We start from the raw sequence: 12,886 nt of genomic DNA, 5'->3' as shown, positions 1-12,886 counted from the left end.
AACTCCCCCAAGCATTTAAGCCATGTATTTTTCAATGACACCATGATATGCGTCATTCAAGTCTTCATAACTGAATTCGTGACCGTTAACGTTTAATGAAGTTCCTTTTACCTCACCAATGACTTTTGCCTCAACATCTATTTTTGATAAAATATCATCAGCTGCGTCAGCTTTAACTGTTAATAAGTATCTTGCATGACTTTCTGAGAATAACAATTGGATTTTATCCAAATCGTCATCTTTTAACTCTACTTCACATCCAAGACCTGATTTGATAACCATTTCAGATAATGCTACTGCAAGACCTCCTGCAGATACGTCGTGAACTGCAGTGATGTCTTTGTCTGCATCCTCATCAATTAATCTTAAAACAGTTTGTCCGTTTGCAACTTCCTCATCTATTCTTATTCTTGGCGCAGTTCCAATTTCTAAACCATGAACAGTTCTGTGATATTCAGAACCGGTTAACTCATCATAAGTCTTACCTATTAAAATGATTTTATCTCCTTCATTCTTGAAGTCCATGGTTCTGATGTTTTTGATGTTTTCCACACCGATTACACCGACTGCAGGTGTAGGATTGATTTTGATTCCTTCAGTTTCATTGTAGAAACTTACATTACCGCTGATTACAGGTGCGTTGAAGTTTTCTGCTACTAATGACATTCCTTCAATAGCTGTCTTGAATTGCCATAATATTTCAGGAGTTTCAGGATTTCCGAAGTTTAAACAGTCTACAACAGCATAAGGGGTTGCTCCCATTGAGATGACGTTTCTTATTGCTTCTGCAACACATCCACCGGCACCGTCAAACGGTGATAATTTTGTGTGGATTGTGTTTGAATCTGTTGTAAGTGCAATAGCTGTTTCATCATCAATTCTTAAAACCGCTGCATCGTCACCAGGTTTTACAACTGTTCTTACCTGAACTTCATGATCATACTGTTTGTAAACCCATTCTTTTGAAGCTATGTTTGGGCTTGACAATAATTTTGGCACAGAGTCCTTTATTGGAGGTTCTTTCAATTCCACTTTTTGAGTATCTTCAGGAATTTCTTTAATTGGCCTGTCAATTGAAGGTGGGTCTGCTAAAAGAATTGTTGGAAGGTTTGCAAGTTCTTCACCTTCATCTGAAATAATCATGCTGTTTCCTTCGATTACTTCACCGATTACGGAGGATACGATTTCGTGTTTGTCACAGATTTTCTGAGCAAGTTCAACATCATCAGGGTTTATGACAAATACCATTCTTTCCTGTGATTCTGAAAGCATGATTTCATATGGAGTCATTCCGGTTTCTCTTAGAGGAATTGCTCTTAAATCCACTAATGCTCCGTTTTCAGAAGCATCTACAAGTTCTGAAATACAGCATGTAAGACCCCCTCCACCTAAGTCCTTAACACCGCTGACATTGATTTTTTCAAGAATTTCTAAAGATGCTTCAAGAACTCTTTTTTTGGTGAAAGGATCTGCTACCTGTACAGCAGGCCTATCTTCAGTTTCAGAATCTGACGTAAGCTCTTCTGATGCAAATGTTACTCCATGAATTCCGTCACGGCCGGTTGTACCTCCCATTAAAAGGAATACATCGCCTATGTTTGGTGCCTGTGCCCTTACGATTTTGTCCTTTTCTACAAGACCGACACACATTACATTTACAAGAGGATTAGTTCTGAATGATTCGTCAAATTCTATTTCACCTGCAACGGTAGGAACTCCTACACGGTTTCCGTAATCGGAAATTCCTTTAACTACATGTTCAAATAAGTATCTTGATTTTTCATCTTCTTCAAGAGGTCCGAACCTGAGTGAATCGAGAAGTGCAATAGGCATTGCACCCATTGAAATGATGTCTCTTAAAATTCCGCCGATACCGGTACCTGCTCCTCCGTAAGGCTCAATTGCTGATGGGTGGTTGTGGGATTCCATACCTACCGCCAAAGCGTATTTGTCTGTTACGGATACAAGTCCTGCATCGTCACCAGGACCTAAAATAATGTTTTCACCTTCAGTAGGAAAAGCTCTTAAGAAAGGTCTGCTGCTTTTGTAGGAACAGTGCTCGGAAAACATTACGTCAAGCATTCCTTCTTCAAGTTCGTTCATTTCCCTTCCGAGGATTCCTTCAATATATTCAATTTCAGAATCAGCTAAAGTCATGTTAAACACCTATTTAATTGAAATAATTACTTTTTCTCCTTCAATATCCCATTCTTTAGTATAATATTCAGAATCTTTACTGCATTCTTCACCGTCAAAGATTATTAAGTTCTTAGCTCTGATTTCATGTGAAATGAATTCAGACTGAGGAACAATCAGATCCTTGAACTGTGCTGATGTCTCTACATTTACGTCAATGTTAGCTTCCACATCTAAATCCAAGTCTTTTCTCATGTCCTGAACCCTTCTGATTAATTCACGAGCCATTGCTTCCTGTCTGATTTCGAGAGTGATGTTTGTATTTACGAATACGTTTCCGCCGTCAAACTCAGATGATACGAAGTCGTCAGGAAGTTCTGAATCAAATAGTACTTCTTCTGAGTTCAGTTCTATTCCTTCAATTGTTACAGTACCGTTTGCTTCAAGTTCTGCTTTAATTTCATTTCCATCAGCAGTTTTAAGGCCTTTTACAACTTTACCCATATCTCCTTTGAGTTTTGGACCTAAAATTTTGAGATTAGGTTTTGCATTATATGACAGCTTGTCGAATTCACTTGCTGATAAGACTTCCTTGGTATTTGACTGGTCTTTGATAATATCGGACAGCTCATCAATAGCTTTAAGTACTTCTTCATCGTCAGATACAACTGTAATATCTGAAACCGGCCATCTGAGCTTGTACTGTGCCATGTCACGTGCTCTTATTGATGCGTCGATAACTTGACGAACAACGTCCATTTTAGCTTCAAGCTTTTCATCAATCTTATCGCTGTCATATTCCCAGTCAAGCATGTGAATACTTTCCGGTGCCTCCGGATTGATTCCTTTTACAAGGTTTTCATAGATTTCTTCACATACATGAGGAGCTATAGGACATAATACTGTTATTAATTTAACAATTGCTGTGTATAGGCTGTAATATGCACCTAATTTGTCCGGATCATCGCTTTCAACCCATGTTCTTCCACGAATAAGTCTTACATACCAGCGGCTTAAGTCTTCAAGTATGAAGTCGTGGATTTTTCTTGTTGCCTTGTGGAAGAAGAGGTTATCGAGGTCTTCAGCCACATCCTTGATTAAGGAGTTTGCTCTTGAGACAATCCATTTGTCTTCAGATCTTAAAATCATGTCATCTTCAGTGATTTTAGTAGGGTCGAAACTGTCAAGGGACATGTAGGTTGTTGAAAATACGTATACGTTCCAGAGGATGTTCATCATCTTGTTGATGTTTAGAAGTTCATCCCAGACGAATTTTAAATCATCCCACGGTTTTGAAGCCCATAAAAGGTAGAATCTTAAAACGTCCGCACCATATTTTTCAATTACTTCTTCGGGAGCTACTACATTACCTAATGATTTGGACATTTTGTTTCCTTTGTCGTCTAGAACAAATCCGTGCATGAGAACTTTCTGATATGGGCTCCTGCCCATTGAAATAACACCTGTACCCAGTTGTGAGTAGAACCATCCTCTTGTCTGGTCGTGACCTTCTGTGATGAAATCATAAGGGAACCAGTCTTCGAATTTTTCTTTTTCTTCCGGATAGTACAGTGAAGCCCATCCTGCTACACCTGAGTCAATCCATACGTCAAGAACATCAGGAATTCTTTTGATTGAACTTCCGCATTTGTCACATTTTACTTCCACTTCATCAACATATGGCCTGTGGATAAGTTCTGAATCTGAAACATTTATTTCATTCAAGGATTCTTCTTTAAGCTCTGCAAGGGAACCTATTACCTTAAGCTCTCCGCAGTCAGGACATTCCCATATAGGAATTGGAATTCCCCAGTATCTTTGTCTTGAAATGGTCCAGTCACGTGCATTGTCTACCCAGTCATGGAATCTGCCTTCACCAGCCCATTTAGGAATCCATTCAACTTTTTCAATCTCATCAAGCATTTTCTGTTTGATGTCAGTTACTTTTAAAAACCACTGTTTGGTTGCACGGTAAATGATAGGAGTTTTACATCTCCAGCATACTCCGTATCTGTGCTCAATGGTATCAACATGATACATTAAGTTTTTAGCCTGAAGATCTTCAATGATTTGCTGGTTTTCCTCTTTTGTAAATTTACCTGTGTATTTGCCGGCATCATCTGTAAAGCATCCGTCTTCACCGACAGGACAGAATATTGGAAGGCCGTTTGCCTGACCTACTTCAAAGTCGTCAGGACCGTGACCTGGTGCTGTGTGTACAAGTCCTGTACCTTCGCCGAGCTCTACATGGTCTCCAGGTAAAATTGTATGTACTTTTTCAATTTCTGAGTCGAATTCCATCTGTTTTGGAATTTCATCAGCTAAAATATAATCGTAAGCCATGCCGACTAAATCGCTGCCTTTTACGCTTTTTATGATTTCGTATCTGATTTCTTCCTCTTCGATGATTTTGTCTTCTTCATCCTCGGATTCGGCAGGAATTTTGGTTCTGTGGATTTTTATGCGTTTTCCTAAAACGTCTTCCATCAGGTTTTCGGCTATGATGTAGGTTTCGCCGTCTTTTGAGACATAAACGTAGTCAAATTCAGGATTTACACATATTGCAAGGTTTGCAGGAAGTGTCCACGGAGTTGTTGTCCATACAAGGAAATATGTATTGTCTTCACCTGCAACAGGGAATTTGATGAATATGGAAGGGTCGACTTTTTCTTCATATTCTATTTCAGCCGCTGCAAGTGCGGTTCCGCAGTGAGGACACCAGCTGATTACTCTCTGGTCATTTACAAGCAAATCCTGTTCATGTGCCCTTTTAAGTGTCCACCAGGATGATTCCATATATTTCGGATCAAGTGTCATGTACGGGTCGTCCCAGTCCATCCATACACCGAGCTGGTCGAATTCATGTTCCATTGCAATTTTATTTTCGATTGCAAATTCTTTACATTTGTCAACGAATTTGTCGATACCGATTTCTTCTTCGATTTCCTGTTTGGACTGAATTCCCATAAGGTGTTCAACCTTGTTTTCGATTGGAAGACCGTGCATATCCCATCCTGCCTGTCTTCTTAAGCTGAATCCGTTCATGGATTTGTATCTAAGGTATGAATCCTTAATGACCTTGTTCCATGCGGTTCCAAGGTGGATTTTACCGCTGCAGTATGGTGGTCCGTCTAAAAATGAATATCTAGGGCCTTTTTCTCTAAGTTCATTTACTTTTTTGAAAGTTTCCTCTTCTTTCCAGAATTTTTGAACTTTCTTTTCTATCTTTTCATGGTTGTATGACTTTTCTGCCTCTTTTATTGGCATTGTAACTCCTCAAATAATTAAAATTAATATAGGTAAATAAAAATTTATAATATGTATCTTTTTGTTTTAGATAATAAATAAAGGTTATGGCAATTTAGAAAATTTTTAAAAATCTGAGTGTTTTTAAATTAAAAACTAGGATTATTTTCACCAAAGGGAAATATTGAGGCAAGCGAAGCTGCTTGAAAATACAGAAAAAATTGATATAAAATAATATCCAAAAATAATCATATGGGATTTTACAGAAAATACAACACAATCATTAGAACCATCGATAATTTCGTAAAATTATACAAATTATCCAAAAAGGACAAATCAAAGAAAAAAGATGATAAAAAATGAATATTATTTATTTAATCGACTTTAACTGTCCATACTCATATATCGGACTTAAAAGACTCCAAAAAGCCGTTGAAAATTTGGATTTGGACACAGAATGGGAAATCAGATCATTTGAACTTGAATCACTGACCGGAAAGGCCAGCATTAGTGCACGTGAAAGATACGCCCAAAAGTATGACATCACAGAAAGCGAAGCATTAGAAAGACTTGAAGAGATTGAAGATATTGCTCTTGAAGACGGCTTAAAAATCAATTTTAAGGATATGATTTTCAGAAGCTCAAAGGATGCTCACAGACTCTCCAAGTTCGCACAGGCATTTCATCCGGAAGTTACACTTGATCTTGTTGAAAAGATTTTTTATGCTAACTTCTGCGAGAACAAAAATATTGCAGACAATAAACTTCTCGAAGAGCTTGCACTTTCCTGCGGAATAGCTGAAAGTGAAATTAAAAGAATTCTTGACAACAACTACTACAATATCGAAGCGGAACTTGACAAGGAAGAGGCTTTAAGCCACCACATTACTGCAACACCATGTTTTATATTAACAAAAAAAGAGGAAAAGCTGATTATACCTGGAGTATTTTCAACCGAGGAGTTTGAAACAGCTCTTAAGGATTTTGATGAAGGAAACATCAAATCAAAAACATATGGGTTTGGAAGCATACCTCAATAATGATTTAACCTTGTTAAAGACTTAAATATCATAAAACAGATATTTAAATTAATGATTATAAATAAAACGACTGGTGAATACTTTAACATCAATATTGAAGTTGCAGATACTTTTTTTAAGCGTTTTAAAGGATTGATGGGAAAAAGTGAAATTGCATCTGCAATGCTTTTCACAGGACTTGCTGACTCATCTATCCATACTCTTTTTATGAGATTTGACATTGATGTTTATTTTCTGGATGATGAAAAAAGGGTTTTCGACAAGGCCACGTTAAAGCCATGGAGATTCTATAAACCTTCAAAAAAAGCGGAATTTATTTTGGAAAGTGAAAAAAACAGGTTAAAAATAGAAATTGGAGATAAATTAGATTTTGTCTAAAATATCTTCCGGATTTTCAAATATCTGAATATTGTCAATATCTGAGAGTTTGCGGGTATTTTCAATGTCAATCTCCCGCATATAGATTGTTATGATTTTTCCTTCTGAAATTGCATCATTAGGACATGTGTTTCTGCAAAGTCCGCATCCGATACATTTTGTAAGGTCAATTTCGGAATGAGGAATGATTGCACCCTGTTCACATGCAAGAGCAGCAACACAGTCATCGCAACCTTCACATTTTGAAAGTTCTATTTTTGAAGGAAGCACAGTATCTATTGGTCCGGGATGAATATCAACAGGCACCATATAAACCGGAACAGCGCCTTTTCCGGCCTGTGCAACAGCATTGGTTACCAAGGTATCGGCTATACCATAGACTATTTTGGAAACTGTGTTTGCAGTAGCAGGTGATACTATCAGCAAGTCATATTTACCTAGGGATAAACGGCCTGTAATTGGATATGAGAACTTTTGGTTTGAATCAGTAGCCAGTTCACGGTATTTTCCACCAGTAATCCTTTCAACGCTTTCGTAAAGCCCATACATCTTAAGGACTTCTTCTGCTGCACCTGACAGAAATACAGTTACTTCATGATCTTTAGCAAGTTCACGGGCAACATGGACTGACTGCCTAAGTAAATGACCTGCTCCGGTAAATGCAAATGCGATTCTCATTTTAATCTATAATTTGTGATATTGATAAGCATCTCTGTCAGAGAATGCGTAATCTAAGGTTGTGTACTGATTCATGAATTCAGCAACTTCATCAGCAATGTCTTCTTTGTCAACTGCAACACGTTTGATGAACTGAGCAACTTCTTCCATTTCTTTTTCTTTTAATCCACGTCTTGTAATTTCCTGAGTACCTATTCTGATACCTGACGGATCATCGGAGTTGTCTCTGTTATCTCCAGGAAGCAGGTTTTTGTTCAGGATTACGTTATTGTCAGCGAGTTCTTTTGCAATGTCTGATGCTGACCTGATTGAGCTTAAGTCAACTGCAATCTGGTGGGACTGGGTGAATCCTAAATCTTCACATAACACGTCAAAGCCTAATTCATACATTGCCTGACCTAATGCCTGAGCGTTTTTGATGGTCTGTTTTGCGTATGCTTCACCGAACTCCAGCATTTCAGCTGTTGCAATACCTAAACCGAGCAAGTGGTGGAGGTGGTGATTACTTACAACACCAGGGAACACTGCGTTGTCAATGATTTCTTCGTTTTCCTTGTGTGAGAGAATAATTCCTCCCTGAGGACCTGGGAATGTTTTGTGGGTACTTCCCATCATGAGGTCTGCTCCTTCTTTTAGAGGTTGCTGGAACTGTCCTCCTGCAATTAAACCTAAAACATGTGCCCCGTCATACATTATGGTTGCGCCAACTTCATCAGCTGCTTCACGAGCTTCTTTAATTGGGTGAGGGAATAAGAATAAACTTCCACCGAAGAGTACTATTTTTGGTTTTTCCTCTAAAATCTTTTTGTTCATCGCATCTATGTCAATGTTCATTACGTTTTTGTCAAGTGGGTGGAATACTGTTTTAAGGCCTCTGATACCTGCTGCACTAACATCAGCGTGGGAGATGTGACCTCCTGAAGGTACTTCAAGAGCCATTACTTTTTCACCAGGTTTTGCAAATCCGAAAAATGCTGCAAGGTTTGCAGTTACACCGGAAACAGGCTGAACATTGGCATAGTCACAGTCATAGACTTTACATGAAAGTTTTTTGGTTTTATCTTCAACCAAGTCTACGTATTGGCATCCTTCGTAGAATCTTTCAAAAGCCTGACCTTCAGCGTATCTGTGAGCAAAATCAGTAGCCAGAGCTTCAGTTACCTCTACACTGGTAACGTTTTCAGAAGCAATAAGGTTTATACTATTTCTCATGTATTCAGTATGTTCTTTTGCAATTTTTTCAAAGTTTAAAATTTCGTCATGATAATTAGCCATTTATTACACCTAATATCCAATTATATATTTATGATTTAATTTTTGTTTATCTTCTAATATAAGATTTATGAAATAATAATAAGAACTGAATTACTATTAAAAAATCAATATTTATTTAAGGTTAGAATAGCAAAGTATAGTTAGGAAGTGATTGGATGGTTAGTATTACAAGCATTTATGACAAATTTCAAACAGTGATTCCTGCAGAAATTAGAAAAGAGTTCGATTTAGATAAAACTTATAAAATTGAATGGAAAATCAATGAAAATGGAAAAGTAGAATTGGATTTCATTAAAGAATTAACTTTAGAAGATATGATAGGAAGATACACATCAAAAGAACCTATTGATTCAGTTAAATTAAAACATGACTTCAAAAATGGTAAATTTTAAATTTAGGAAAACTTTAAATAGTTAGGTATCTAACATAATGTTAGGTGATATTATGAATATCAATAAAAATAACAAAAACAATTTAGGAAATGTTGAAACTCACCTTAGTTTAAAAGACATGATTGGAAGATATACTGCTACTATGCCAATTAACTGTGTCAATCTAAAACATAAAATGAAATAGGAGGTAGTTAATCTTGTATTTTTTAGATACAACATTCATTGTTGCCTTATTCGTATCTAATGATCAATGGCATCAGAAAGCTGTTGAAATATTCGAAAAAATAAAACTAGATGAGTTTATCATCTCAAAACTTGTCATTGCAGAAACCATTACTGTTTTAAAAAATAAATTGAACACCAAAGAAATACGTGAAATCTATAGAACACTTCCAAAGATAGTAAATGTAATCGATGATTATGAATTTTTCGATGATGCTATGGAAATATTCGTTAAATATGATTCAAAAATTTCATTCTTTGATTCTATGTACATATATTTAATGAAAAAAGAAAATATTACAGAAATAATTAGTTTTGATAGTGATTTCGACAGAGCTAACGGAATAAATAGAATACATTAATCACCAACTAATAAAAAATTTGATTAACTATATTTTAAATCAATTTTTAAAACTAAAATGACATAAACCAGTAAAGCAAATGCAATGAGTAAAAACATTATTCCAAAAATGAATATTGACATTACTCCCAATCCATCTACCAGAAATCCTCCGATAGCAATGCCTATTGCAATTCCACCATTGAGAACGCTTAAAAATATACCGTTTGCAAGTTCGGGAATATCAGGAAGAACTGATGTTTCAATATATTGTATGAGATTGTATCCCATTCCGTCCAGTATTCCGAATATCAAAAATAAAACTAAAACAGGAATCAGATAATCTGCAAAGACAAATAATCCCAAAAATACTGAAGCGCACACCAGCTGGAAAATGATTAATGTGGCCTTGTCTTTGATGACTATCAGTTTTCCACCTAACCATGTACCAATTATTGAAATCAGACCATAGGAAAACAGAAATATGCTTAACTGATGAGTGTATATGTGGCTGACGGTCTGCAGGAAGTATGGCATGTAATTATAAACTATGCTTGCTCCGATAGGCATCATTATAATTCCGACTGTGGCCAATATAAATTCTTTTGATTTAACTGATGACAATGACATCCCATAGCTTTTAGACTCACCCGGGATGCTTGGGAAAAATACTGCAATCAGCACTAATGAAATCAGATTTATCAAAAAGATCCATGTCATGGCTGCCTGATAGCCAAATACACCTCCAAACCATGTAGTGATTGGAAGACCAATTATGCTTCCGACTGAAATTCCAAGAAGTATTTTTGTAATGTAGTCCTGTCCTTCACCTTCAGGAGCAATCTCTTCGCAGAATGTCAGAGCGACTGATATGAATGCCGGATAGAATACTGCCGAGAGAATCCTAAAAAATGATGCAATGTAAATGCTTTTGGTAAAAATTATAAAAAGATTTGAAACCGCAAATAGAGACAGGATTGAAACAAATGTGGTTTTTCTGCCCAGTTTTGAAAAGAATACTGGTATAAAAAGACCTGTTATTGCAATTGTAAATGTAAATGAACTTACATAAAGACCGGACAGGGCAATTGATGTGTTAAAATACTCAGAAATCTGTGATATTATTCCAATAATACTTAAAGGAGTGTTGATTGCCAGTGTTGACAGCATCAGGATATATAAAAGTATTTTTGGATTGGATCTCATGTTTCATTCCTCTTTAATAACAATAGTTATACTTACTTAATATACAAAATCATTCAAATATTAATCAAATGATAAAAACAGCTTAATATGACAGCTAGAATAAATCTAACCCCTATTAAATTCATAAAATAATTACGTACTTTTTGTACAAATTTATTTTACATTTAAAATTATATAAAATTTTTGATAAGTATCAAAAAAGCTAACCAAAGAAAATTCTAAAACTTGAAATTTTTTGCCATGAAAATAACAGCATTTAAATCAAATTATCAGTGAAAATAAACAGATCAAAATTAAAAACATGTAAAATAATTAATCGGATTTTACATTAACGTCAATGGTTTTGGAAAAAAAAAAAGAAATAGAGAAATTAATCTCTAAATCTATTTACCTAAGTCTTCAAGAGCAGCACTGATTTGTGCCATAATTTGCTCGGTTTTGAAGTGTTGTTGGTTCATAGCACCAGATGGACATGCACCTACACAAGTTCCACATCCTTTACATAATGCGGAGTTAATTTGTGCAAATTCTTTTCCACCTACACCAGTTGCGATAGAAATAGCGTCGAATGGGCATAATTCTACACATACTTGGCAAGCACCACAAACGGTTTCATCGTTAGATGCAATAATAGGTTCGATTTCTACTTCTCCTTTAGCCATTGGGATTGCTGCTCTGGATGCTGCAGCTGAACCTTGTGCTACGGAGTCAGGAATATCTTTAGGACCTTGTGCTACACCAGCAATGTAAACACCGTCAGTTAAGGTGTCAACAGGTCTGAGTTTAGGGTGAGCTTCCATGTAGAATCCGTCTGCAGATCTGGAGAGACCTAAGGTTTGTCTGAGTTCGTCAGATCCAGCAGAGTGTTCGAGACCTACACTTAAAACAACTAAATCGTAAGTGTATTCAGTTACTTTACCGAGTAAAGTATCTTCTGCTCTGATAGTTAAGGTTAAATCGTCGTTTTCGAAGATTTGTGCTGGTTTACCTCTGATAAATTCAATACCGTATTTTTCTTGAGATGTTTTGTAGAACTCTTCGTATCAGGTTCGTGGTCAATACATAATTGAGCGTTTTTCATGGAGTACATACAACATACTCTGGAACAGTATGGTTTACCGATTTGTTCATCTCTTGAACCTACACAGTGGATGAATGCTACACGTTTAGGTTCGATACCGTCAGAAGGTTTGATTACGTGTCCACCGGTAGGACCGGATGCGTTAATCATCCTTTCAATTTCCATAGCGGTAATAACGTTTGAGAAACGGCCGTATCCGTATTGGTAAATTCCGGATGGGTCGAATGGGTCGTAACCGATAGCAGCGACAATAGTACCAACTTCTAATTCGATAATTTCAGGTTGTTGGTTGTGGTCGATAGCTTCTGGTCCACATGCTTGTACACATAAGTTACATTCGATACAGTAGTCTTTATCGATAGTTGCACATAATGGTACAGCTTGAGGGAATGGAATGTAAGCAGCTTTAACCATACCGACACCTTCGTCGTAGTAGTTAGGTATTTCAATAGGACAAACTTCTTGACATTGGCCACATCCAGTACATAATGCTTCGTCTACGTATCTAGCTTTTTTCTCAACTTTTACAGTGAAGTTTCCAATGTAACCGTCAACTTCTTTAACTTCTGCGTAGGAAATTAATTCGATGTTTTCGTGTTTTGCACAGTCTACCATTTTAGGTGCTAAAATACACATTGAACAGTCAAGAGTAGGGAAAGTTTTATCTAATTGTCCCATTCTTCCACCAATGGTTGGGTTTCTTTCTACCATGTAGGTTTTGAATCCCATGTCACCTAAATCTAATGCGGTCTGAATACCTGCAACTCCACCACCGATAACTAATGCTTTGTTATCTACTGCTACTTTGGTAGCTTCTAATGGTTCGAGTAATCTTGCTTTTGCAACAGCCATACGTGTTAAATCTTTAGCTTTTGCAGTAGCTTCTTCAGGT

The 12,886-nt window shown here is 36.6% G+C and carries 10 protein-coding genes and 1 pseudogene; 5 read left to right on the top strand and 6 right to left on the bottom strand.

Annotated elements, in window-relative coordinates:
* Positions 1-15 precede the first annotated feature (15 nt).
* Together purL and ileS are read right to left on the bottom strand one after the other, a co-directional pair.
* Entirely contained in the window at positions 16-2,157 is a 2,142-nt protein-coding gene (purL, locus tag QZN33_RS08955) for a phosphoribosylformylglycinamidine synthase subunit PurL (protein ID WP_296791270.1), read from the bottom strand.
* Positions 2,158-2,166: 9 nt separating this feature from the next.
* A complete protein-coding gene (ileS, locus tag QZN33_RS08950) occupies positions 2,167-5,403 on the bottom strand; it encodes an isoleucine--tRNA ligase (protein ID WP_296791268.1) in 3,237 nt (1,078 codons plus the stop codon).
* A 338-nt stretch (positions 5,404-5,741) separates the two neighbouring features.
* Between ileS and QZN33_RS08945 the strand changes: the two genes are divergently transcribed.
* On the top strand, positions 5,742-6,422 hold the full coding sequence (locus tag QZN33_RS08945) for a DsbA family protein (RefSeq protein WP_296791266.1): 681 nt from the start codon (positions 5,742-5,744) through the stop codon (positions 6,420-6,422).
* A gap of 51 nt (positions 6,423-6,473) precedes the next feature.
* Positions 6,474-6,800, top strand: coding sequence for a DUF192 domain-containing protein (locus QZN33_RS08940; protein WP_296791264.1), 327 nt, complete (start codon positions 6,474-6,476; stop codon positions 6,798-6,800).
* Here QZN33_RS08940 and QZN33_RS08935 read toward each other — a convergent pair.
* Both QZN33_RS08935 and glyA read right to left on the bottom strand, forming a co-directional pair.
* Positions 6,786-7,478 (bottom strand): dihydromethanopterin reductase (acceptor), encoded by a 693-nt coding sequence (locus QZN33_RS08935; protein WP_296791261.1) that lies wholly within the window; start codon positions 7,476-7,478, stop codon positions 6,786-6,788. The genes QZN33_RS08940 and QZN33_RS08935 overlap by 15 nt on opposite strands.
* 6 nt (positions 7,479-7,484) lie before the next feature.
* A complete protein-coding gene (gene glyA, locus QZN33_RS08930) occupies positions 7,485-8,753 on the bottom strand; it encodes a serine hydroxymethyltransferase (RefSeq protein ID WP_296791257.1) in 1,269 nt (422 codons plus the stop codon).
* Positions 8,754-8,908: 155 nt separating this feature from the next.
* Between glyA and QZN33_RS08925 the strand changes: the two genes are divergently transcribed.
* Genes QZN33_RS08925 through QZN33_RS08915 form a run of 3 tightly spaced genes read left to right on the top strand, consistent with a single transcriptional unit; the run spans position 8,909 to position 9,729 of the window.
* Complete coding sequence (locus QZN33_RS08925) at positions 8,909-9,145, top strand: hypothetical protein (RefSeq protein ID WP_296791254.1); 237 nt, start codon at positions 8,909-8,911, stop codon at positions 9,143-9,145.
* A 52-nt stretch (positions 9,146-9,197) separates the two neighbouring features.
* Positions 9,198-9,329 (top strand): hypothetical protein, encoded by a 132-nt coding sequence (locus QZN33_RS08920; RefSeq protein WP_296791251.1) that lies wholly within the window; start codon positions 9,198-9,200, stop codon positions 9,327-9,329.
* 13 nt (positions 9,330-9,342) lie between these two features.
* Entirely contained in the window at positions 9,343-9,729 is a 387-nt protein-coding gene (locus tag QZN33_RS08915) for a type II toxin-antitoxin system VapC family toxin (protein WP_296791247.1), read from the top strand.
* 23 nt (positions 9,730-9,752) lie between these two features.
* On the opposite strand, the gene QZN33_RS08910 is transcribed toward QZN33_RS08915, so the two are convergent.
* Together QZN33_RS08910 and QZN33_RS08905 are read right to left on the bottom strand one after the other, a co-directional pair.
* On the bottom strand, positions 9,753-10,913 hold the full coding sequence (locus QZN33_RS08910; protein ID WP_296791244.1) for an MFS transporter: 1,161 nt from the start codon (positions 10,911-10,913) through the stop codon (positions 9,753-9,755).
* A gap of 383 nt (positions 10,914-11,296) precedes the next feature.
* Positions 11,297-12,886 (bottom strand): annotated as a pseudogene (locus QZN33_RS08905) (4Fe-4S binding protein); the annotation flags it as partial.

This window comes from uncultured Methanobrevibacter sp. (assembly GCF_900314615.1).
In the GTDB taxonomy this organism is placed as follows: domain Archaea; phylum Methanobacteriota; class Methanobacteria; order Methanobacteriales; family Methanobacteriaceae; genus Methanocatella.
This window is presented reverse-complemented; position numbering and strand designations above follow the sequence as displayed.